A 22,984-nucleotide genomic window follows, 5' to 3' on the forward strand; every position below is an offset into this window, starting at 1 on the left:
GCTCGACGTGCAGACGTCAGACCTGAGCTGTGTTGCCGCAGATTCCGCATTCCTCGAACTCGACTCGCTTCCAGCGCGCGACCGGAACGAAGAACAGCGTGAATTGCTGGTATTGCTTCATCCGCGCCCACTGGGTGGTGTTGTGGCACCGCGGACAGTTGCGGGTTGCCCCTTGGCCGATGTGTTTACGCTTGCTGCCGAAGCCGAACAGAAGGAACATGACACCAGCCTAGGGGCCCCGACTCCGTCAGCTCGCGATCATGCCGTGTGGATCGATGACGAACTTCTGCGCGACTCCACTGTCGAATTCACGGTAGCCCCGCGGTGCGTCGTCGAGCGAGATGACGGTTGCGTTCACTGCCTTCGCGATCGAAACACGGTCCTTCAGAATCGCATTCATCAATTCACGATGGTAGCTCATCACCGGGCACTGCCCCGTAGCGAACGACAGTGACTTCGCCCAACCGGTGCCGAGACTGAGCGAGAGTGCGCCGCGCTGGGCAGCCTCGTCCACACCGCCGGGGTCCCCGGTCACATACAGTCCGGGAATACCGATACCCCCGCCCGCCGTGGTGATGTCCATCAGCGAGTTCAGGACGGTTGCCGGTGCTTCGTGGGACGAATCTCCTCCGTGACCGCGGGCCTCGAAGCCCACGGCGTCGACCGCCGCGTCGACCTCGGGCACCCCGAGGATCTGTTCGATCTGATCCTGCGGAGCTCCCTTGCTCACGTCGACGGTCTCGCAACCGAACGTTCGCGCCTGGGCCAAACGATCGGCGTTCATGTCGCCGACGATCACCACCGATGCGCCCAGGAGTTGCGCGCCGACCGCGGCAGCGAGGCCCACCGGGCCTGCACCCGCGATGTACACCGTCGCACCGGGTTTGACTCCGGCAGTCACCGCTCCGTGAAATCCGGTCGGGAAGATGTCGGACAGCATCGTCAGGTCCAGGATCTTCTCCATGGCCTGGTCGCGATCCGGGAACTTGAGCAGGTTGAAGTCCGCATAGGGTGCCATGACGTACTCGGCCTGGCCGCCCACCCAGCCGCCCATGTCCACGTAGCCGAACGCCGAGCCCGGTCGATCGGGATTGACGTTGAGACAGATTCCGGTCTTGCGCTCCTTGCAGTTTCGGCACCGGCCGCACGCGATGTTGAACGGTACGGAGCAGATGTCGCCGACCTTCAGGAATTCGACGTCTCGGCCGACCTCGACGATTTCGCCGGTGATCTCGTGACCGAGCACCAGCCCCTCGGGCGCAGTCGTACGCCCACGAACCATGTGCTGATCACTACCGCAGATGTTGGTCGAGACGACCTTGAGGATCACTCCGTGCTCGCATTTGCGTCCGACGTTGGCCGGGTTCACTCCAGGTCCGTCGGTCAACTCCAGGCCGGGAAAAGCGATGTCCTGAACCTCCACCTTGCCCGGTCCGGCGTACGTCACTGCGCGATTGTCTGCCATGAGTTCTCCTCTTCGTCGAGTGAGCTGGGTGACCAGCGGGCCGGGATCATGGATCCGATCAGCTCGTGTGGCCCGTGTCACACCAGTATGCACAGATCCGAATAGGTGCGTTGCCGAGGAACTCGAATCGACGCAAGCGGACACCCCGCGAGACTCTTCGCCTCGCGTTCGATGAACCGATGCGTCCCACGCACTTGACGCAACGCGATGTTAGCGCTCACACTGTGTTGCACACGTCACAGCGGGTGGCACTACTAAGGAGATCTGGATGCCGGTTGACCGTTACACGTTGGGAGTCGATTTCGGCACGCTCTCCGGCCGGGCCGTCGTCGTCCGGGTCTCGGACGGTGCCGAGATCGCCTCTGCCGTGCACGATTACCGTCACGCGGTGCTCGAAGAGACACTGCCTGGCGGCACGGTCCGATTGCCCGACGCGTGGGCACTGCAGGTACCCGACGACTATCGCGACGTCCTGCGTCGTGCGGTCCCGGCTGCGCTGGCTGCCGCCGGCGTCGAACCCGAGCAGGTGGTCGGCATCGGTACCGACTTCACCGCGTGCACCATGGTCCCCACCTACGCCGACGGCACTCCGTTGTGTGAGGATCCGCGCTTCGCCGATCGACCGCACTCGTACGTGAAATTGTGGAAACACCATGCAGCACAGGCGCAGGCGGACCGCATCAACGATCTCGCTGCGCGTCGCGGAGAGAGTTGGCTCCCTCGCTACGGCGGACTGATCTCCTCGGAATGGGAGTTCGCCAAGGCGCTGCAGATTCACGAGGAAGATTCCGAGATCTACGACGCGATGGACCGATGGGTCGAAGCGGCCGATTGGATCGTCTGGCAGCTCTGCGGACACTACGTACGCAACGCGTGCACCGCCGGATACAAGGGCATCTATCAGGACGGGCACTACCCGTCCGTGGACTTCCTCACCGAACTGGCACCGGACTTCGGTTCCTTCGTCGCCGACAAACTCGATCAGCCGCTGGGCGAGTTGGGTTCGTGCGCAGGTACGTTGACCGCCGAGGCTGCGCAATGGACCGGACTGCCGGAGGGCATCGCCGTCGCTGTCGGCAACGTCGATGCGCACGTGACGGCACCCGCGGCCGGCGCGGTCGAACCGGGGCGGATGGTCGCCATCATGGGAACCTCGACATGCCATGTGATGAGTTCGACCGTTCTGAAGGAAGTTCCCGGCATGTGCGGGGTGGTGGACGGCGGAATCATCGCCGGATCCTTCGGCTACGAGGCGGGCCAGAGCGGCGTCGGTGACATCTTCGGATGGTTCACGCGCACCTCGGTACCCGCGTCCTACAGCGAGGCGGCGGCCGCGGCAGGTGAGTCGGTACACGAACACCTGACTCGGCTCGCGCAGATGCAGGACGTGGGTGAGCACGGGCTCGTCGCGCTCGACTGGCACAGCGGGAACCGGTCGGTCCTGGTGGACCACGAACTCTCCGGGCTCGTCATCGGAACCACGTTGGCGACACGCCCCGAGGACACCTACCGAGCGCTGCTCGAGGCCACGGCATTCGGAACCCGCGTCATCGTCGAAACGTTCCGCAACAGTGGAGTTCCGGTCGAGGAGTTCGTGGTGGCGGGTGGTCTGGCCCGCAACCCGCTGCTCATGCAGATCTACGCCGATGTGTTGCGAATGCCGTTGTCGGTCATCGCGTCCGCCCAGGGCCCGGCCCTGGGATCCGCCATTCATGCCGCGGTGGCCGCCGGGTGCTATTCCGATGTGCCCGTCGCATCGAAATCGATGGGCAAGGTACGTCGGGCCGCATTCGTACCCGACGAATCGCGATCGAAAGCCTACGACGCACTCTTCGAGATCTATCTGGAGTTACACGATCGATTCGGCCGAGACGTGCCGACCATGCGCCGCCTCCGAGCGCTCCGACGTGACGCACTGACGCGAAAGGTGGATGCATGATGACCGTCGTCGACGACGTACGCGAAGTCATCGAGGAGATCCGCCGCGACGTATGCACCCTGCACGCCGAGCTGGTGCGATACGGCCTGGTCGTGTGGACGGCAGGCAACGTCTCGGCGAGGGTCCCCGGCCGGGACCTGATGGTCATCAAGCCCAGTGGCGTCTCCTACGACGACCTCACGCCCGGCAACATGGTGGTGTGCGATCTGCACGGCAGGGTGGTCGAGGGTGACCATGCACCGTCCTCGGACACCGAGGCGCAGGCCTATGTCTACCGGCACCTCGAACACATCGGCGGTGTGGTGCACACACATTCGCCGTATGCGGTGGCGTGGGCGGCCCGAGGAGAACCCATTCCGGTCGTCACCACGATGTGCGCAGACGAATTCGGCGGAGACATTCCGGTCGGCCCCTTCGCGGTGATCGGCGACGACTCGATCGGACGCGGCATCGTCGATACCCTCGCCGACAGTCGATCTCCGGCGATCCTCATGCAGAACCACGGTGTCTTCGCGGTCGGCCCATCCGCCCGATCCGCGGTGAAGGCCGCGGTCATGTGCGAGGACGTCGCCCGATCGGTACACCTGGCGTATCAACTGGGACAACCACTTCCCATTCCGAGCTCGAAGGTCGACGCACTCTACGACCGTTACCAGAACGTCTACGGCCAGCGCTGACCGGCGCGCCGAATTCTCTTTCCACGGAGGTACCCCCATGTCCGAAATATGGTTTCTCACCGGTAGCCAAAGCCTCTACGGCCCCGAGACCCTCGAGCAGGTAGCAGTTCAGTCTCGCGAGATCGCGGACAAACTCGATGCGGCACTGCCCGTCTCGGTGGTCTGGAAGCCGGTGCTGCTCGACGCGTCGTCGATCCTCCGCTGCATGCGCGAGGCGAACGCCGCCGACGAATGCGTGGGCGTCGTGACCTGGATGCACACCTTCTCCCCCGCCAAGATGTGGATTGCCGGACTCGACGCGTTGGACGTTCCGCTGCTGCACCTGCACACGCAAGCCGGAATGTCGTTGCCGTGGTCGACGATCGACATGGAGTTCATGAACCTGAACCAGGCCGCCCACGGCGACCGCGAGTTCGGGCACGTCGAATCTCGGGTGGGTGTTCTGCGCACGATCGTGGCAGGCCACGTCGACAATCCCGCGGTGATCGAGCGTGCGGAGCAGTGGGTGCGAGCAGCTCTCGGTCGCGCGGAGCTGAGGTCGTTGTGCCTGGCTCGTTTCGGCGACAACATGCGCGACGTCGCAGTGACGGAGGGCGACAAAGTCGAAGCGCAGTTGCGATTCGGGGTGTCCGTCAACACCTACGGAGTCAACGATCTGGTCGAGGTCGTGGACGGTGTGAGCGATTCGGCCGTGTCGGACCTCGTCGACGAATACCGGTCGCTGTACGACATCGCACCGAGCCTCGACAAGGGCGGTGACCGCCACGACTCGCTTCGGTACGGTGCCCGCGTCGAAGCCGGACTGCGGCAGTTCCTCACCGAGGGTGGATTCAAGGCCTTCACCACCAACTTCGAGGATCTCGGTGGGCTTCGCCAATTGCCCGGACTCGCGGTGCAGCGCCTGATGGCCGACGGCTACGGCTTCGGCGGTGAGGGCGACTGGAAGACCTCGATGCTGTTGCGCGCCATGAAGGTGATGGCCGAGGGCCTCGACGGTGGAACGTCGTTCATGGAGGACTACACCTACAACCTCGTCCCGGGGGCGGAGAAGATCCTCGGCGCACACATGCTCGAGGTGTGCCCCTCGATCACCACCTCCCGGCCCACCCTGGAGATCCATCCACTGTCCATCGGCGGCCGCGAAGACCCCGTCCGCCTGCGCTTCACCGCCGATCCAGGCCACGGCGTTGTGGTCGGACTCTCGGACGTCGGTGAACGATTCCGGTTGACGGCCAACGTGATCGACGTCGTCGAGCCCGACGAGGCTCTCCCGAAGCTGCCGGTCGCCTGCGCCGTATGGGAGCCGCAGCCCTCACTCGCGGTGTCAGCGGAATCCTGGCTGACGGCCGGGGCACCCCACCACACAGTTCTGAGTACCGCGATCGGTTTGCCTGTGCTGGAGGCATTCTCGGACATGATCGGGGTCGAGTTGCTCACCATCGATTCCGCAACCACGACACGAGGATTCCAACAGACACTGCGCTGGAACGCGGCCTACCACCGACTGGCGGCGAAGTTGTGAGGTCGTTTCTCCGAACGCCGGTCACCCGTGCCGTCGGCGATATTCCTGTTCGGCTCCGGGGTGGAGCGGGATGCTGCCGGTCATGACCAGCGACCGCGCGTCGAGAAATTGGCTACCGATCGCCTGACCGGGTACCAGCCCGGACGACTGATCGAGAAGCACACCCACCAGTGCAGCGACAACGCGGTCCGGCACGTCCGGATGTGCCAGGAGAAGATTCGGAATGCCGACGGTGGTCACCTCCGGATGTTCGCCGTACACGTTTGCCGGTACCAGCACGGCCTCGTACGCGGTACCGAATTCGCGTCTGAGATCAGCGACGACGGTGCCCAGATCGAGTAGACGAATCGCGGCTCGAGGCTGGGCAAACGCCGGAGTCGGCAACCCGCCCGCCCACATCACGGCATCGACTTCGTTGACCGTCAGGGCATCTGCCGCCGAGCTCATCGACAGCTGAACCTGTTCGACGGCACCTGCTTCCGCCACACCCGCTGCGCGGAGGACTCGCTGAGATACCTCGGTGGCACCGGACCCCGGGGCACCGATGCTGACGTTTCGCCCTCGCAGATCGTCCATGGACTCGATGGTCGAGTCCGCGCGCACGGCCACTTGAAAGTAGTTCTCGTAGACGCACCCGACCGCCGCCAGATCTCCACTCGGGTGACTGTAGGCGGCGTCCATGAGCGTCAGGGCCAGCTCGGCCTGCCGAGAACCCAACGCCTCGAGGTTGTCGACGGAGCCGGCCGACGTGAGCGGAACGATCTGCGCTACATCGGTTTCCGCGGCAGCGTCGGACAGCAATACGGCGAACTCCCAGAAGAATCCGCCGACCTCGCCTGCCGCGAGGCGCAGCTGCATCGGCGGGTCCGACGCGCAGGCACCCACGGCGGCAGTGCCCAGGGCCAACAAACCGGCCCGCAGCGCCGTTCTACGCGAGAACGACGCTGCGGGCACGGCCATGTCAGTCACTGTAAGGCGTCGCAGGTCACTGGAACGCTCGACCCTGCTCTCGGTCGAGCACGGTCTCGGACTTGTTGCGCAGTACGAAGATGTACACCAGCAGCGAGATGGCGATCACGACGGTCACGTAGAGGATGAACCAACCCACGTGCCCGCCGTTCTTCGCAGCTTGGTAGATCAGTGGTGCTGTGCCGCCGAAGGCCGAGTTGGCGAGCGCGTATCCCAAGCCGACGCCGAGTGCGCGGACGTGCGAGGGGAACAGCTCTGCTTTGACGATCGCATTGATCGAGGTGTAGCCGGTGAGGATGACGTAGCCGACGCACACCAGTGCGAGTGACTGCACCACCGACGTCGCCATCGGCAGGTACGTGATGAGTACGTAGGTGTACAGCACGCCTCCGATACCGAAGAAGACGAGCAGCGGCTTGCGGCCCACCTTGTCGCTGATCATTCCGCCGATGGGCTGCAGCAGCATGAGGAAGACCAGGCCTGCGAGGTTGATCCAGGTACCGGTCATCCCCCGGTCCTCGTACGCGGTCTTGACCATCGAGGGTGCGTTGACGCTGTAGGTGTAGAACGCAATGGTGCCACCGGCCGTCACCATGAAGCAGATCAGCAACGCCCGCCAGTGGTTGGCGACCAGCTCCTTCAAGGAACCGGAGGCTTTGTCCGCACCGCTGCGAACGGCGTCGAGTTGATCCTTGGTCAAGGATTCGTCCATGCTGCGGCGCAGCCAGAAGACCACCACTGCCGCGACTCCGCCGATGAAGAAGGCTATGCGCCAACCGAAGTCCTCGATCTGTTCGCGCTCGAGGAACACCTGCATCAGCAGCAGAGTCACCTGTGCGAGCACATGCCCACCGACGAGGGTGACGTATTGGAACGACGAGAAGAATCCCCGGCGCTCGCGCGTGGCGGCCTCGGACATGTACGTCGCCGACGCACCGTACTCACCACCGGTGGCGAAGCCCTGAACCAGCCGGCACAGGATCAGGATCACGGCGGCCCATACGCCGATGCTCTCCCGTCCGGGAGTGAGCGCGATGACCAGCGAGCACGCCGCCATCATCGAGACGCTGAACGTCAGTGCAGCCCTGCGCCCGTTGCGGTCCGCGTAGCGGCCGAAGAACCACGACCCGACCGGTCGCATCAAGAACGTGACCGCAAAGATCCCGTACACGTAGATGGTGGAGTTCTTGTCGGCCGAGTCGAAGAACTGATTCTCGAAATACGTCGCGAAGACGGTGTAGACGTACACGTCGTACCACTCGACCAGATTTCCGGACGACCCCCGCAATGTGTTGAAGACGGCACGGCGGGTGGCAGCGCGAGAGGAAACGGGTGGACTCGGGAGCGTCGAACCGGTGATCGAGGTGGCCTCGTTGGCCATGTTTGGTCCTTCCACATTCAGCGGGCAATTGGGCTGCCGGTCAACGATCGGCAACCGAAGCCTCCCTACTGTGACGGCAAGCACAGCCCGGAACCAAGCCGTTTCGGATTTCCTAACACTCCCTTAGGAAACGGCCTTCGGGAGCCGCAGTTCGATCCGCAGTCCCACCGGCCGACGCGCCATGACTCGAAGGGATCCACCTACTCGCTCGGTCAGGGCGTGGACGATCGACAGACCGAGACCGGTACCGTCGCCGTGCGCGCTCGACGCTCGATAGAACCGATCGACGACCTTGGCGAGTTCGGCATCGGGCACACCGGGTCCGTTGTCGGACAACCACATCGTGATGTCCGCGTCACTGGTTCGGTAGCCGATCTCGATGCCGGAGCCGGACCCGGCGTACTTGGTTGCATTGCTCAGCAGAGCGTCGAGGATTCGAGTCAGGTCGTCCTCGGATATCGCAACTCGACCATCCGTCTCGGCATTCGGCTCCGAGACGTGGACAGTCATTCCGGCGACCGCTATCGTGCTCGACCAGAATTCGACGCGATCTGCGACAACCGCACCGAGATCACATCCCGAAGATCGAGTGCTCGTCGGTGTTTCGGCAGCCGCGAGAACGAGCAGGTCTTCCACCACGGAGCTCAGGCGATCGACCTCGAGGGTGGTCCGTTGGTGCGCATCGGTTGCCGAATCCGGCACCCGCATTCCCAGCACGTCCATCCGAATTCGCAACGCTGCCAGTGGGTTCCGGAGAGCGTGGGCGGTGTCGGCCACCAATCGACGTTGCGCAGCGGTGGCGGCCTCGACGTCGTCGGCCATGGCCTCGAAGGCACTGGACAGCTCACGCACCTCCGGTGGCCCGACGTAGGGCACCGGCTCGAGGCGTTGCGATCCTTCGATAGACACCTGATCGTGGAACTTGTCGCCGAACGAATGGACGCGGGAGGACAATGCACCGAGCGGACGAACGACCCAGCGCGACAACGCAACAGCAATCGCCGCCACCGTCGCGAGAATCAGCATCGCACCGACAGCGATGACCACCCAGGCAAGTGCGACGTCCCTGCGCGCAGAATCGGTGGAGGCCTCGAGGACCACCGCGCCGTCCACTTGCGTTCCCCCGCCGACCGGCGCGGCAATCAACACCGACGAATCCGACCACGGCGTCAGACTCGACGGTAGGTCGCCGCGCTGATTGCGCAACGCTCCTGCCACCGCCTGCTGAACGTCGGCACTCTGCAAGTCCATGCCGGACACCGCCCGCGCCTCTCCGGTGCGATCGACGACGGCGACGCCCTCGTCGTACAGACTGTTGTAGCGCTGCACCGATTCTCGGATACGTGCTACGCCGGATTCGTCTTCTCGCGAGCTCAGTTCTGCGAAGAACGATGCTGCAGCGGCCCGATTCTCGCCGAACCGTTGGGCCCGTTCGCGGCCGACCAACAGTGCGAGGGGAACCGACAGAGCAAGCACGACGACGGTGGAGTAGATCATCAACACCAACAGGACACGCCGCCGCACGTCAGGTATCCCAGCGGTAGCCGAAGCCGCGGATGGTGACGATGGCACCCGGGCGAGCGAGCTTGGAACGCAACGCCGTCATGTGGACGTCGAGCGTTCGTGAAATCGCGACATAGGCGTCACCCCAGATCGCGTCCATCAACTGTTCCCGGCTCACTGCTTCGCCGCGTCGCGTCACCAGATGGGCCAACAGGTCGAACTCTTTGGTGGTCAGCGCAACAGCGCGTCCGCCGACTTCGACGGCACGACCGGACAGATCGACGACGACGTCACCGAGTGTCAGCCTGTCCGCCGCGGGTTCGGTGGCCGCGCTTCGACGATGCGCGGCCACCTCGAGTCGCGCGTGCAATTCACCCAATCGAGCCGGCTTGACGACGTAATCGTCTGCGCCGCCGCGCAGAGCCCGTACCACCGAGCGCTCGTCGTCCCGTGCTGTCAATACCACCACCGGGACCGAACTGAGGGTCCTGAGCTTGCGCAGCGCCTCGAGACCATCCATATCGGGCAGTCCCAAATCGAGCAACACGACGTCCATCTCGTGATAGCCGAGCAGAAGGTCGGCACCGCGACGCATACGGACAGGCGCGTGTCCCACCTCGGTCAACGCGTCCACCAACGCATCACCGACCCCGTCGTCGTCCTCCACCACAGCTATACGCATCGACCTCAAGATAGGCCATCGTCGGAGTTGGACGAGTGCTGTTGGCTACGGGTCGGCACGCGCGCGCGGACGTGAGTGTTCAGGATCGGGTGTCATGCGCGGGATGCCGCCGGTGAGCGACGGTGGTGAACGCTCAGGTGCGGCCCGTGGGCGCACCCAGTTCGTCAGGCAGGGGCGCTCGCGCGAAGACCGGGTGCACGAGCTATATCGATGACCTGCTCGCGCGTCAACACGCCCCTGGCATTCACATCGATACGGGTGCCGTCGGTCGCGCGCGCGATGACGCGACTCGTGTCCTTGCTGTCCTGAATGTCGAGCACTGTTCCGTCGGCTTGCGTCGAGCGCTCGTCGACGACGCCCGCGAAGCACGGACCAGCGGGCTGATCGGACAACCCGACGGTGACTGTCAGCGTGCCGGTCCTATCGCCGGCGGTGACGGTTCCGAGCGCGTCGGCCTCGCCGTCCAACGACTGCCGTACCGCGACCGCGTCGAAGCCGAAGGTCGGTGCGAACGGTTCGGGTTCGACGGTCGCTCCGGTGGGTAGTGCCGCGATCAGGGCCTCGGTCATCGCTCGTGCTTTGGCCTCGAACCTCCACGGCACCTCGGAAACGTCGGCGTCACCCTCGCTGACAAATGCGTAGTTCACTCGCACCAAATCCTCTGGCTGAACGACCTCCTCGCAACCTGGAATGACGACTGGGTCAGGCTGCGGTTCGTGCAACAGGCCGGCCACAACCGTGCCGCCGGCGACGATCCCGACGATCACCGCAACCGTCGACCACACCGAGCCACGTGCGCCTGTCGATTTCATACAGTCCTTGCCCTCCCGGGGTGTAGTTCTGCGCGCAGCGGGGCACACCCACATTGTCCAACCTTCGGCGACCCCTCGCCCCGACTTTGTGGAGACTTCATGACGATGCCGACCGATGCAAGCGATGCAGTCCCGTCCCACGGCAGCAACGACGGGCCGCGCGAACACACGGCCGAAACCGACGCGATCGAGGGCGCGCACGTGGACGACGAGAACGTGCCCCACCCTCCCGAGAATGGGAACGAGCAGAACTGAACCGCGAGTCGACGGCATGATCGGTAGATGATCACGAACCCGTCCGTCGACAAGTTCCGCCGGTTGGCGCAATCGTCACCGTGGCGATGGAAGACCGTCGAGTTCGAACTCGTACCTCCTGGCCACACACTCGCTGTGCACGCATGGATCCGTCGTCCCGGAAACATGCGTGTGGAGGACGCCAACGGCAAGGTCGTCGAAAGAGTGGGCGCTGGAATTCCACTCGCGGGTACGGGGGTGCAGTACTCGAACGGTGCACCTCGCCAGTCGGAGGGGCGGTGGCCGTCGGACACGACACCGACATTCGATTCCGACGGCCTGGTCTCAGGGCTACCGTCCATGACCGACTCATGGCTCGTGGACTATGACGACCCGTTCTACGAGAACTACCAGTGGATCGCGATGCTCAACCCCGTCGAAGTGACCCGCTCCGCACACGATCATTCGTCCACCGAGACAGTCACGGAATTATCCGAGGTGAGGGCCGTCGAGCATCACGGCCGAGCGGCCTGGCAGGCGACTGTCGTCACGACGGACCGATACGACGCCCGCTGTGAATGCTGTGCACTGTTGAGCGGGCACTACGACTCCGAGACACGCCGCTGGGTCCCGGGACCACCGGTCACCGTGCGACTGGACGTCCAGACCGGCATCTGCGTCCACGTCGGCCCGGCCGGCGATGGCGAACCTGATCTCGACATGTCGATCCTTGCTGTCGACGCCCCTATGGACGACAGTCTCTTCACGATCAGTGGCCGTCAGCGATAACTCCCGACTCACAGATCCAAGCCTGGAGCCGACGCGAGCTCGACGAGTGAATCGACGTCGATTCCGTCCCCGAAGCTGAACTGCACGAGCGTGTTCGACGGCCGGAGCACACTCAACCACTCGTTCGGCTCCCCACCTCGCGGAGCTTCGTCGGACCGACTGGTCACGACAGTGCCGTCGGGCAGAGTCGATCGGTTCACACCGGAGCTGTCCTGCGCGTCGGTACTGCGCCACCCAGTGGTGTCCCCGGTCGATATCTCGATTGTCAATTCCGTGGATCCGGTCGGTGTCGATGCGTTCACTGTGGTGCACGCACTTCCACTTCCGGACGACCCGAGCACCAGATCGCCGATGGGCCGGTCGGATTGCGTATCCGGAAAGACGACTGCCCACTGGTCGGCCAGTGACGCTCCGATGCGTTCGACCGTGTCCTCGGACAGCAGGAGCGTCGGATACTCTCGGTACGAACCACAGTCACGAGGCGGTGGCGGTGTTCCGTCGGGAACCTGTGCGGTGACGCGCAATTCGGGGTTCGCGACGATGCCGCGAAGCTCGTCCACCTCCAGCGGGAGCATCACGTCACTTCCGTCGTTCGACGTTCTCGCGTGTACGAGAGTGTCCGCGAAATACGCGACCGCAGTGCGGCGACGCGTCGCCCCTCCGTTGAAGTCCGACACCGCATCCAACGTGTCGACAACAGTGCCGTCGGGCAGGGTCGTTCGTTCGTCGACGCGCTCTTCGACGCACGGCGGAATCTCCCCGTCCCACTCTTCGACCGAAACTCCGAGGGGCGCCAGCACATCCCCGCGACCGACGACGCCGGAGGCCGAACTGTCACCGCTGATGTCCTCGACCGTGACGCCCTCCGCAATCTCGACGCCCTCGGGATAGATCTGTATCGGTTGGAACACCAAAGAATTCGACGGCGGAGCGAACTCCAATTCCACATCGGCGGGCAAGGATTCGATCAACGCAGTTGACATTGCCGACGCCTTCGCGGCCGTAAGCCACGGATAGTCGGGGTTGTCGTACCGACCCCCGTAAGAACCGATCGAGAAAGAAAAGCCTTCCTCGGCAGGAAGAACGACCTCGCAGCCGGGTATGGGCTCGACGGAGGGCCGGTGATCTTCGAGGACTCCGGCAACCACGGTTCCGACGGACACGATCGCTACGACCACCGCGACGTCCATCCAGACCCCACCGCGTCGCATATCGGTTCGCATTCGCAGAGCCTAGCTTTCGACTCGGGACGTCTCGGTCATCCGAGGCACCAGCACCGAATCCCTTTCCTTGCGCACCTGCGAGCGTTGGTGCAAGGTGGCTGGCGTGAGCAATCAATCCGGCTCGAACCCAGCACCGTTGCGCTTTCTGGGCGTACCTGTCAACGAGATTCCGGCCATGGTGCCCTTGCGACTCGTACTCGCACACACCGACACCATCGCGGTCTGGCTCACCGGCGCACACATTTACAGCCGTTGCGTGACGTTGTCGGTCGAAGCCGCGGTCCCGACCACGGATCGCTTCCTCGGTATGTACGGCTACGGAAAGCCCGAGTCCGGCCGTACCCCGCCCATGCTGATCGGCTTCGAGGATGCGCAGGGCACTGTATCCACCAATCTCCCCGGCCGACCCACAGGCCTGCAGGCGAACGGCGGGAACGGAAGCGGCATTCACGGGCGGATCGGTCTCGTACTCACTGCCTTGCCTGCCCCAGGCCCGATGAACGTCCACTTCGCATGGCCGTACTTCGGAATCGACGAAACGCGATACACGGTCGATGCCAGCGCATTCGCCGCTGCTGCTGCAGATGTGACCACTTTGTGGGACGAACCCGATCCCGAAACCGCAGCGCAGATCGACATGGACAATCGACAGATTCCCGAGATCGAGATTCCTGAAGGCGGTTGGTTCGCCGCTGCTGCCGCACGGCAGAAGCCACCACCGCGCGACCCCAACGCACCGAGGCGAATCAACTTCGCACACGTCGACGACCGACGACACTGAGTTCTCGACGCAATTCCCGTATCGTCCTGTTCGTGACTCGACCCTGGACCGTCAGAATGTCTGTTGTCTTCGCCGCGCTCGCAACAGTTCTCGTCGGAGCACCGGGTGTGGCATCAGCACACCACCAGGAGTTCACGCCGTTCCCGTACAACCTTTCCTTGGGCAGAGAACTGTCACTGCCGTGCGCGGGTGAGGTGGGCGGCGACGTGTACACGCCTCACGACCGACCGGGTATCGCGGTGATCACGTTGACCTGGAGAACGTTCTTCACCGACGGATGCCCGCTCACCGTGTTCGTGAACATGAACAATTTCGACGCCCCATGGGTCGACCCGTACAGCGGTGCCAAGCCGACCGGCGGCACGTGGATGGTCCACCTGAACTCCGCACTCACCGGAGCCGCACCGCCTGAGGGTGGCGAGTGGACCGAACAGCTCGCGATCGACATCGGTTCCGGTAGAGCGGGACTGACGGTGACCACGGACTCTCCACTCAACACCACCCTGCTCGACCCCGCCGGTAATACCGTGCGCTTCACCGTGGCCTGACATCGCTTGGTCTCATTCGCTCCGGGTGCAGGTTGTTTCCGGGAACACCCGAATTCGTGGCAAACGCGCGCGCGTTTGCGGAGAACAGGGATAACCCCGGTCACCTGAGCAGTCGAGTAGCGGCGCGGACCGCTCGAACGTTGCCCCCTACGTTCGGCGCAATGGAATGATGCTGCGCACCCGCTCGTCCCGTAGGTACAGCGCACCCCACGCTGCGATGCCCACGTAGATCGCGAAGAACACGGTGCTCAGCAGAGGCTTCTCGACACGCCAGTTGGTGAGCACGGCTCCACCGAGATAGCCGGTGAGCACGATGGCACCCAGGATCGACGTCGCGGGAACGGCATAGAGAACCAGGATGACCAGCATGACGATGCCGGTGATCGGAGCCATGTCGTCGCGCAGGCCGAGGTCGACCGATGCGTCCTTCACCACCTGCAGATTCAGAATGTGGCCGATCGCGTCGAACAGTAGGAAGACGATCACGAGGATCTGTAGAACGAGGCCGATCCGCGGAGCGATCTTCCCCGGCGCGCTGGTGTGGGTGGTGGTCATGGTTGTCTCCTCGGTAGCGGTCGATGTCACCTCTTGGACCCGGTCCAACCGAGAAAGTCACCGGCGCACCCCAGTCAGTAAGGTCTAAGCATGACTGTGCGAGCAGGTGTGGTGGTCACGGGAACCGAGGTTCTGGCCGGTCGGGTCACCGACCGGAACGGCCCATGGGTGGCTCAGCGACTTCTCGAGATGGGCGTCGACGTCGCCCACATCACCGTGTGCGGTGATCGACCGGACGATCTGTCTGCGCAGGTTCGGTTTCTGGCCGACCAACGCGTGGACTTGATCGTCACCACCGGAGGTTTGGGTCCGACCGCCGACGACCTCACTGTTCCGACCGTCGCCGCGCTGTACGGCCGCGAATTGATCCTGGACGCCGAGCTCGAAGATCGCATCCACGCGATCGTGCAACGGTGGCGAAGCCGCATGAGTTCTGCAGCCGACTCCGAACCGCTACGGGCCGGTATCCGCAAGCAGGCGATGGTTCCGCAAGGTGCGCAGTCCATTTCACCGACCGGAACCGCACCCGGGGTCGCGATACCGGCCGACGACTCCAGGTCGCTGCCCGCCGTCCTCATCCTGCCCGGCCCACCTCGCGAACTGCAGGCGATGTGGCCGGAGGCCCTCGACAGCGCACCCGTCGCCGAGGTTCTGGCCCGCCGCACGCAGATGCGACAGGACACCATCCGCGGTTATCGACTGTCCGAGGCCGACCTCGCCGCGACGCTGCGAACGGCAGAGCGCGAGATCACGGGATTCGGCGAACTCGAGATCACCACCTGCCTGAGTCGGGGCGAGCTCGAAATGGTGACCCGCTACGCCGAATCAGCGAGAACCGCATACACGGAACTCGAAAATCTCATCGACAAAATCCATGGTGCACAGGTCTTTTCGACCGACGGCTCCACCATCGACGACATCGTCGCGAACCGCTTGTCCGGGCATCGAATCGCGACGGCAGAATCGTGCACCGGAGGGATGATCGCCGCACGCCTGACCGACCGCGCAGGATCGTCGGCGTACGTCATCGGCGCGGTGGTGTCCTACGCCAACGAGGCGAAGACCGGCCTGCTCGACGTCCCAGCCGAGGTGATCGATCGGCACGGAGCCGTCAGCGAGCCGGTGGCGGCGCTGATGGCCGAAGGCGCACTGAAGCGGCTCAGCGTCGACATCGCGGTATCGACCAGTGGCGTTGCGGGCCCGGGTGGCGGAACCGAGACCAAGCCGGTCGGGACCGTGTGCTTCGGTAACGCCGTCACGGGCCGACCTACCGTCACCCACACGCTTCATCTCCCCGGCGACCGAGCAAGCGTGCGTGCACTGTCCACCACCGCAGCAATGCACATGCTCGCCGACGCGTTGAAGACTCGCTGAAGGTCTCGTAGACAGCGCAGGAGGGACCCGAACATGTCGTCACCGAAGGACAACTCCGAGCAGCATTCACAACCACCTGTGAACGGGCAGCCAACGGGTCGCCGACTTGCCGTCGAAAAAGTCCGTTTCATGAGCATCGTCGGCGCCTCGACTGCCCTCCTGCTGTCGGCCGTCACCTACATGTGGGCGTTGGCAAAGGGTGTGGACTTCGTCCGCCTGCTCATCGTCGAGGGCCTCTCCTCCGACAAAGCACTGGTCAAATTGTTCGAAAGTATCGACTCGATCCTCATCGCGACCGTGCTTCTCATCGTCGGATTCGGATTGTGGGAATTGTTCGTACACGACCTCGACCTGCCGCCTTCGCTGACAACCAACTCGTTCGGTCAGTTGAAGAGGCAGACCGCAGGAACGCTGCTACTGGTGCTGGTCGTGCGATTCCTGGAAGTGTCCATCACCAGGCCGGAACCGGATGAGCTCATCGCTCAGAGTGTGTCCACCGCGTTGGTCGGCGGTCTGCTGATCGTGTTCGCAACCTGGCATCGCAGTCCGTGAATCCACTGCCGGGCGGCGGTAACCTAGTTAGGTTCGGCATTCCTTATATAGACTCCGTCGGTGCTCAGCGAGATGACCTACGTCGACCGCCCCGGTGTGCGCTTCGCGCGCGACCTCGGCCGCTTCGGTGACGAACCTGCTCTGATCACGGCCGACGAGGCGCTCACCTATCGTGACCTCGATGAACGCGTCGAGCATCGGGCGTCGGAACTCGGGACGACGCGTTGTCTCGTGCTGATCTCCGGTTCCAACGACGTCGACGTGATCGTCACGTATCTGGCAGCGCTGAGGGCCGGGCATCCGGTGCTGATGGCTCCGAACGAAAATTCTGGCCACCTCGACGGCCTGATCGACGCATACCGGCCCGATGTGGTGGTGCGCACCGTCGACGGCCGCAGCGTCGTCGAGAAGGCCGGCCGACGACCCGAGCATGACCTGCACCCCGACCTCGCGTTGCTTCTCAGCACGTCCGGTTCGACCGGATCGCCCAAACTCGTCCGACTCTCGCACCGAAACGTGCAGTCCAACGCCGAGTCGATCGCCGAGTACCTCGGTATCCGCGCCACCGACCGAGCAGTGACGACGCTGCCCATGCACTACTGCTACGGACTGTCGGTCGTCCACAGCCATCTTCTCCGCGGTGCCGCGTTGATTCTGACCGATTCCTCCGTCACCGATCCCGCCTTCTGGAATCTCGTGCGGGCCCAGCGCGGAACGACGTTCGCCGGCGTGCCCTACACCTTCGATCTGCTCGACCGGATGGGATTCGATCAGCTGGATCTGCCCGAGCTGCGCTACATCACGCAGGCCGGTGGCAAGATGCCGCCGGATCGCGTCCGAAAGTACGCCGAGCTGGGCCGACGTCGGGGATGGGACTTGTTCGTCATGTACGGGCAGACCGAGGCAACTGCCCGAATGGCCTATCTGCCATCCGATCTCGCCGCCACCCACCCACACACCATCGGCCGTCCCATTCCCGGAGGGACCTTCCGCCTGGAGACAGTCGACGACTCCCCCAGCGGTACAGGCGAACTCGTCTACTCCGGGCCGAACGTCATGCTCGGGTACGCCGAGAGCCCCGATGACCTTCGCCTCGGTGACATCCTCGCGGGCGAACTACGCACCGGCGACCTCGCGCGACTCACGGACGACGGATTCTACGAGGTGGTGGGCCGCCGAAGTCGATTCGCGAAGGTGTTCGGCCTGCGCATCGACCTGCAGCACGTCGAGTCCACGCTCGCGCAGCACGGGCTGACGGCGTGCTGCACCGGTGGAATCGACGAGTTGGTCATCGTCGTGGACGGCGGTGACATCGACGCAGTCCGCCGCACTGCCGCGCAGAGCAGTGGACTACCCGCGGCAGCGGTACGGGTGTGTCTCGTCGACCGACTACCGCGAACGCCCACCGGCAAACCGGATCTGCGAGCGGTTGCGGAGATCGCTGCCCGGCCCGAACTCGACCCGTCGGACGCCGTCCCGGCCACCGCTGACGTGAAGGCACTGTTCACCGAGATTCTGCACTGCTCACAGGTGGAGGACGACAGTACATTCGTGAGTTTGGGCGGCGACTCCCTGTCCTACGTACGTGTGTCGATACGGCTGGAGGCCATGCTCGGCCACCTGCCCGAGAACTGGCACACCACACCGGTGCGCGAGTTCGATCGGAGTCAGCGCTCACGGCGTGGCTGGCACCGAATGGAGACGAACGTTCTGCTGCGCGCCCTCGCGATCGTTCTGATCGTCGGCTCACACATTCACCTGTTCGCGGTGCTCGGCGGGGCCCACGTGCTACTCGGGATAGCCGGCTACAACTTCGCCCGCTTTCACCTCGGGGCCGTGGATCGCATCGAACGGACTCGACGCGTGCTCCGAAGCGTCGCTCGGATAGCCGTCCCCAGCATGGTGTGGATCGGATGCGTCATCGCCCTCACCGGGGACTATCGAATCACCAGCGCATTTCTGCTCAACGGGATCCTCGGCCCCGACGGGTGGTCTGCGGAATGGCGGTACTGGTTCGTCGAGGCGATCGTGTACATCGTTCTGGCCGCTGCTGCGGCACTGACCATTCCATTGCTCGACCGTCTCGAGCGTGGTCACTCGTTCTGGTTCCCGATGGGACTCGTGGGCCTCGGACTCGTCACCCGCTACGGGCTGATCGACATCGACGACAGCCCCAACCGGATCCTCACCGCGTCGGTGGTCTTCTGGTTGTTCGCATTGGGTTGGGCTGCGGCGCAGGCGAAGACGATCCCGCAGCGACTGTGGGTGACGGCTGCCATCGTCGGTACTGTGCCCGGGTTCTTCTTCGGCGACACGCAACGAGAAGTCATCGTCGCTGTCGGACTGTGCATGTTGGTGTGGTTGTCGTCGATTCCGTTCCCAGCGATGCTGAGCCGAGTGGCAGGGGTGTTGGCGAGCGCCTCCCTCCACATCTACCTGACCCATTTTCAGGTCTACCTGCCGCTTCGCGACGACCATCCCTGGCTCGCATTCGCCCTGTCGATCATCGTCGGAATTCTGTACTGGCAGGCGGTCGAATTCGTACTTTCCCTCCGCAGTCGAATCGTGTCGCGATCGACGACGGTCCGTTCCGACATCGCCGTGCCGTCCGACTTGTCAGGCTCCCGACCACGAGCGCACAATTGGCCACCATGGCATTGATCTCGAAGGGCTTCGTGGGTCGGCGACGCGGCGACGACGGGCGTACTCCCCCCGGTCAGTATCTGACCAAGGATTTTCCCGTCCTCGCGATCGGGCCCGCGCCCGTCGTCGCGACCGACACGTGGTCGTTCTCGGTCACCACCGAACGCGGCGACACTCGCAGCTGGACCTGGGACGAATTCGCGGCTCTCCCGCACGAGACTCCGACCGTCGACATCCACTGCGTCACCAAGTGGTCGAAGCTCGACACCACGTGGAAGGGCGTGAGCCTGGACGTTCTGCTGGACGGTCTCGATACCGATGCCGGCTACGTCGTGGTGCACGGCTTCGACGGCTACACCACCAATCTTCCCCTCGAAGATCTCAGGGATGGGAAGGCCTGGCTGGTCACCGAGTTCGACGGCGCTCCCCTGACTCGCGAACACGGTGGTCCCGCACGGCTTCTCGTTCCACATCTGTATTTCTGGAAATCGGCGAAGTGGATCTCGAGCATCGAGCTCACCGTGGAGAACGAGCAAGGCTTCTGGGAACGCGGTGGGTATCACGACTACGGAGATCCGTGGCGCGAGCAGCGGTACCAGGGCGACTGACGTGACATCGGCAGCCGGGGCGAAACCCTGGCTCGTTGCCACGGCGGCGACCGTGCGGCGTGAGACACCCACCGCGTCCACCCTCGTTCTCGACGTCGACGGATGGCCCGGCCATCTCGCCGGACAGCATGTGGACGTCAAGCTCACCGCCGAGGACGGCTACAGCGCGCAGCGAAGCTACTCCTTGGCGTCGGCACCCGACGGCACGTCGCGCATCGAGATCACGGTGCAGAACGTCGCCGACGGTGAGGTGTCTCCCTACCTGGTCGAGGCCGTCGAGGTCGGTGATCGCATCGAGATCCGCGGACCGGTGGGTCGATGGTTCGTCTGGCGACCGTCCCAGCCCTCCGAGACCCCGTCTCCGCCGATCCTGTTGGTGGGTGGCGGTTCCGGAATCGTCCCGCTCCGCGCGATGGTGCGCGCCCAGGCGTCCGCAACGGGCGGACGGGTGCCGTTCCGGGTGCTGTACTCGGTGCGCGAACCCGCGGAGGTCTATTTCGCCGACGAGTGGGCTCGCCCTCCGGCCGGCGTGGACGTCACCATGATCCACACGCGGCGTGCCCCTGCCGGCAATGCACGGCCACTCGGCCGCATCACGATCGAGGACCTCGACGCCCACGGATGGCCGGCGGAGTTCGAGCCGCGGTGCTACATCTGTGGCCCCACGAGCTTCGTCGACACTGTGGCCGACATGCTGGTGGAGCGGGGGCACTCGGCAGCGAACATCCGAACGGAGCGTTTCGGACCGAGCTGAGGTGCGGTGGATCAGACGATGCCGCGGAGGAATTCGATCTTGAGGCGGCTGTATTCGTCGGTCCACTCCGAATCCACCGACATGAACGAATGGTCCAGTCTTGCCTCGTTCTTGCTGTACAGGTTCAGGCGATTGGCGACGCCCACTCTGTCCAGTCCGGCGCTCAGTTCGGCTGCCTGGTCGGGGAAGGTACCGGTGTTGCCGTCGGAGATGAAACTGGGCGGAAAGTCGGCTGTGATGTTGTCGATGACGTTCGCCTGCGCCAGCACTGCTGCGTCGGTGGTGTCGAGGTAATTTCGGGCGGCGATGTCGAAGAAGAAACCGTTCGACGGGCTCGGTGATTGCGGTGCGCCCGCTCTACCGACATCGAGGGCAGCACTCTCGAACACGATCGCCTTCAAGGCACTTCGGTCCATGGTGGGTTCCATACCCAGTGCTCGCGCGTAGTCGGAATTGGTCTGCACGGTGGCGTAGTTGCCCACGATGTGGCCACCCGCGCTGGTTCCGGCGAGCACGACGCGACTCATGTCGAGTCCGTACCCGTCGGCGTTCGCTTCCAGAAACTGCATGGCCTGGCCCAGTTGGATTGTCTGCGTGGGGAATCGGTAGCTCGGCGCGAACGCGTAGTTCACCGACACCACGTTGTAGCCGGCGTCGAGCATGGGGCCCGCCCACGATGCACCGCCGGAATCTGCGCTGGGAGCACCATCCGTTTTGTCACCGACGATCCAGCCACCGCCATGAACAGTGACGTACGTGGGCCGACCGACCGATGGATCGTCGTCGGCAATATAGATGTCGAGAAACGAATTCGGAAGCGTCGAGCCGTATTCGACGTCGCTGGTGAGTCGTGCACCGTCGACGACCGTCGTCGCTGTCTGCGCGTCGGGCTCGAAGGAATTGCTCTGCCCCAACGCATGCAGCGATCGGACCAGCGGTGCCGGATCGGCCGCCATCCCGACGACCGCGGCGGAGCCCACCAATGCAATCGTTGCAGCGAGGCCGGCCGGGAGGGCGGTGGCAACCCTACGAGTGGAGGCCGCCGAACGGCCCGCCCACGCCGACGCGAGCAGAAAGAAACCGAGCGCAACGGCCGCGGTCAAGGCTATGACCCACAGGGTGTGAAATCCCGTCACCAGCCATGCCGCCTGGGTCACGACGGTGACCGACCCGAGCGACGTTCCTACGGCTACGTGCTTTCTGGCATCGGAAGCGACGAGACAGACTGCCACGACTGCCGCGGCGATTATCCACAACCCCACAGCGAGCTGCTGACGGATGAGGACGAACTCGAGCCATGCGAGTACGACGCTGACGCCGCCTGTGACCGCGAGCGCAGCCGCCCTCGCTCTGGTTCGGCGCACTGCTCCGGCCTCGATGCCGTCCGGCACGGTCTTCTCCCTTGTCTTTCTCGAGTGCGTGACTACGCAGACGCGTGGCGTTGCCGGTGAAGTTCGCGAACGGTGTCGCAGAACTCGGCCACCGGCCCGTCCACCACGATGCCCGGGACGATCCGTTCGATGGGCAATGGTGTGATTGCGAGTGGCGCAGCACCGAATTCTTCGAGCCACGTGAGTAATTGAGCCGTCGACGTGGCATAGACGATGCGGCCGAGTCCTACTATCCCGTGGCTCGCCGAGCACATCACGCAGTGTTCGCCGGAGGTGTAGACCGTGGAGGATCGACGCTGATCGGCGTCCAGGTTGGTCGCAGCCCACCGAGACAGTGCGATCTCGGGGTGCCGAGTGGGATCGTTCAGGTCACCGACCCTGTTCCTGTCCTCGGCCAACAGCTCGCCGCTGTCCGACACCAGAACCGAGCCGAATGGATCGTTGCCCGTGCGCGCCGCCTCTGCCGCCAAATCCACAGCCCGGGCCAGGAATGCACGGTCGCTGGAAGAGATGCTCACAAGGTACCGGTGCCGAGGATCGAAGTTTTCACGCCTCGACCGTACCGTCTCGAAACACACCGCC

23 protein-coding genes are annotated in these 22,984 nt (G+C 64.2%); 12 read left to right on the forward strand and 11 right to left on the reverse strand.

All coding sequences use genetic code 11. The features are described from left to right. Positions 1 to 16: 16 nt before the first annotated feature. Both ABZ677_RS07510 and fdhA read right to left on the reverse strand, forming a co-directional pair. On the reverse strand, positions 17 to 220 hold the full coding sequence (locus ABZ677_RS07510) for a zinc-ribbon domain-containing protein (protein WP_037192361.1): 204 nt from the start codon (positions 218 to 220) through the stop codon (positions 17 to 19). Positions 221 to 247: 27 nt separating this feature from the next. Further along, the gene (gene fdhA / locus ABZ677_RS07515; RefSeq protein ID WP_358367931.1) at positions 248 to 1,465 is read right to left on the reverse strand and encodes a formaldehyde dehydrogenase, glutathione-independent; all 1,218 of its coding nucleotides are present in this window, start codon (positions 1,463 to 1,465) and stop codon (positions 248 to 250) included. A 268-nt stretch (positions 1,466 to 1,733) separates the two neighbouring features. Between fdhA and araB the strand changes: the two genes are divergently transcribed. Genes araB through araA form a run of 3 tightly spaced genes read left to right on the forward strand, consistent with a single transcriptional unit; the run spans position 1,734 to position 5,603 of the window. Next, positions 1,734 to 3,404, forward strand: coding sequence for a ribulokinase (gene araB / locus ABZ677_RS07520; RefSeq protein WP_358367934.1), 1,671 nt, complete (start codon positions 1,734 to 1,736; stop codon positions 3,402 to 3,404). After that, positions 3,404 to 4,081: an L-ribulose-5-phosphate 4-epimerase gene (locus ABZ677_RS07525; protein ID WP_037192368.1), complete on the forward strand. Its 678-nt coding sequence runs from the start codon at positions 3,404 to 3,406 to the stop codon at positions 4,079 to 4,081. The genes araB and ABZ677_RS07525 overlap by 1 nt, the downstream gene beginning before the upstream one ends. Before the next feature lie 37 nt (positions 4,082 to 4,118). Then, entirely contained in the window at positions 4,119 to 5,603 is a 1,485-nt protein-coding gene (gene araA / locus ABZ677_RS07530; protein WP_358367938.1) for an L-arabinose isomerase, read from the forward strand. Positions 5,604 to 5,624: 21 nt separating this feature from the next. Here the strand turns inward: araA and ABZ677_RS07535 are convergent, their stop codons facing one another. The 5 genes from ABZ677_RS07535 to ABZ677_RS07555 all read right to left on the reverse strand — a co-directional run bounded on the left by ABZ677_RS07535 (position 5,625) and on the right by ABZ677_RS07555 (position 10,950). Beyond that, positions 5,625 to 6,563 carry a TAXI family TRAP transporter solute-binding subunit gene (locus tag ABZ677_RS07535; RefSeq protein ID WP_358367941.1) on the reverse strand — a complete coding sequence of 313 codons (939 nt, stop codon included), beginning with the start codon at positions 6,561 to 6,563 and terminating at the stop codon, positions 5,625 to 5,627. A 25-nt stretch (positions 6,564 to 6,588) separates the two neighbouring features. Beyond that, positions 6,589 to 7,953: an MFS transporter gene (locus ABZ677_RS07540; RefSeq protein ID WP_358367944.1), complete on the reverse strand. Its 1,365-nt coding sequence runs from the start codon at positions 7,951 to 7,953 to the stop codon at positions 6,589 to 6,591. 123 nt (positions 7,954 to 8,076) lie between these two features. Next, positions 8,077 to 9,477 carry a HAMP domain-containing sensor histidine kinase gene (locus ABZ677_RS07545; RefSeq protein WP_358367947.1) on the reverse strand — a complete coding sequence of 467 codons (1,401 nt, stop codon included), beginning with the start codon at positions 9,475 to 9,477 and terminating at the stop codon, positions 8,077 to 8,079. 1 nt (position 9,478) lies between these two features. After that, positions 9,479 to 10,138, reverse strand: coding sequence for a response regulator transcription factor (locus tag ABZ677_RS07550; RefSeq protein ID WP_037192371.1), 660 nt, complete (start codon positions 10,136 to 10,138; stop codon positions 9,479 to 9,481). A 164-nt stretch (positions 10,139 to 10,302) separates the two neighbouring features. After that, on the reverse strand, positions 10,303 to 10,950 hold the full coding sequence (locus tag ABZ677_RS07555; RefSeq protein ID WP_358367950.1) for a hypothetical protein: 648 nt from the start codon (positions 10,948 to 10,950) through the stop codon (positions 10,303 to 10,305). Between the two features lie 99 nt (positions 10,951 to 11,049). Here ABZ677_RS07555 and ABZ677_RS07560 point away from each other — a divergent pair, with 99 nt between their 5' ends. Both ABZ677_RS07560 and ABZ677_RS07565 read left to right on the forward strand, forming a co-directional pair. Continuing rightward, positions 11,050 to 11,205: a hypothetical protein gene (locus ABZ677_RS07560; protein WP_317800909.1), complete on the forward strand. Its 156-nt coding sequence runs from the start codon at positions 11,050 to 11,052 to the stop codon at positions 11,203 to 11,205. Between the two features lie 27 nt (positions 11,206 to 11,232). Next, on the forward strand, positions 11,233 to 11,973 hold the full coding sequence (locus ABZ677_RS07565; RefSeq protein ID WP_358367953.1) for a hypothetical protein: 741 nt from the start codon (positions 11,233 to 11,235) through the stop codon (positions 11,971 to 11,973). Positions 11,974 to 11,981: 8 nt separating this feature from the next. Here ABZ677_RS07565 and ABZ677_RS07570 read toward each other — a convergent pair whose 3' ends face one another. Further along, complete coding sequence (locus ABZ677_RS07570; protein ID WP_358367956.1) at positions 11,982 to 13,196, reverse strand: hypothetical protein; 1,215 nt, start codon at positions 13,194 to 13,196, stop codon at positions 11,982 to 11,984. A 103-nt stretch (positions 13,197 to 13,299) separates the two neighbouring features. Between ABZ677_RS07570 and ABZ677_RS07575 the strand changes: the two genes are divergently transcribed. Next, on the forward strand, positions 13,300 to 13,977 hold the full coding sequence (locus tag ABZ677_RS07575; protein ID WP_358367959.1) for a hypothetical protein: 678 nt from the start codon (positions 13,300 to 13,302) through the stop codon (positions 13,975 to 13,977). A 32-nt stretch (positions 13,978 to 14,009) separates the two neighbouring features. After that, positions 14,010 to 14,525: a hypothetical protein gene (locus ABZ677_RS07580; protein ID WP_358367961.1), complete on the forward strand. Its 516-nt coding sequence runs from the start codon at positions 14,010 to 14,012 to the stop codon at positions 14,523 to 14,525. 147 nt (positions 14,526 to 14,672) lie between these two features. On the opposite strand, the gene ABZ677_RS07585 is transcribed toward ABZ677_RS07580, so the two are convergent. Further along, a complete protein-coding gene (locus tag ABZ677_RS07585) occupies positions 14,673 to 15,080 on the reverse strand; it encodes a DoxX family protein (RefSeq protein ID WP_037192373.1) in 408 nt (135 codons plus the stop codon). A 90-nt stretch (positions 15,081 to 15,170) separates the two neighbouring features. On the opposite strand from ABZ677_RS07585, the gene ABZ677_RS07590 reads away from it, so the two are divergent. From ABZ677_RS07590 to ABZ677_RS07610, 5 genes are all read left to right on the forward strand, one after another. After that, a complete protein-coding gene (locus ABZ677_RS07590) occupies positions 15,171 to 16,454 on the forward strand; it encodes a competence/damage-inducible protein A (RefSeq protein WP_358367964.1) in 1,284 nt (427 codons plus the stop codon). A gap of 129 nt (positions 16,455 to 16,583) precedes the next feature. After that, positions 16,584 to 17,006, forward strand: a complete 423-nt coding sequence (locus ABZ677_RS07595; protein WP_358367967.1) for a YqhA family protein — start codon at positions 16,584 to 16,586, stop codon at positions 17,004 to 17,006. Positions 17,007 to 17,078: 72 nt separating this feature from the next. Next, the gene (locus ABZ677_RS07600; RefSeq protein ID WP_358368579.1) at positions 17,079 to 19,667 is read left to right on the forward strand and encodes an AMP-binding protein; all 2,589 of its coding nucleotides are present in this window, start codon (positions 17,079 to 17,081) and stop codon (positions 19,665 to 19,667) included. Then, positions 19,658 to 20,257, forward strand: coding sequence for a sulfite oxidase-like oxidoreductase (locus ABZ677_RS07605; protein ID WP_358367970.1), 600 nt, complete (start codon positions 19,658 to 19,660; stop codon positions 20,255 to 20,257). Before ABZ677_RS07600 ends, ABZ677_RS07605 begins: the two co-directional genes overlap by 10 nt. 1 nt (position 20,258) lies before the next feature. Then, positions 20,259 to 21,011 (forward strand): ferredoxin reductase, encoded by a 753-nt coding sequence (locus tag ABZ677_RS07610; RefSeq protein ID WP_094633332.1) that lies wholly within the window; start codon positions 20,259 to 20,261, stop codon positions 21,009 to 21,011. Positions 21,012 to 21,022: 11 nt separating this feature from the next. Here ABZ677_RS07610 and ABZ677_RS07615 read toward each other — a convergent pair whose 3' ends face one another. Then, a complete protein-coding gene (locus ABZ677_RS07615; protein ID WP_358367972.1) occupies positions 21,023 to 22,402 on the reverse strand; it encodes an alpha/beta hydrolase in 1,380 nt (459 codons plus the stop codon). A 32-nt stretch (positions 22,403 to 22,434) separates the two neighbouring features. Continuing rightward, the gene (locus ABZ677_RS07620) at positions 22,435 to 22,920 is read right to left on the reverse strand and encodes a nucleoside deaminase (RefSeq protein WP_358367976.1); all 486 of its coding nucleotides are present in this window, start codon (positions 22,918 to 22,920) and stop codon (positions 22,435 to 22,437) included. Between the last annotated feature and the right edge of the window lie 64 nt (positions 22,921 to 22,984).

Source organism: Rhodococcus sp. NPDC006774 (genome assembly GCF_040636045.1).
GTDB lineage: Bacteria > Actinomycetota > Actinomycetes > Mycobacteriales > Mycobacteriaceae > Rhodococcoides.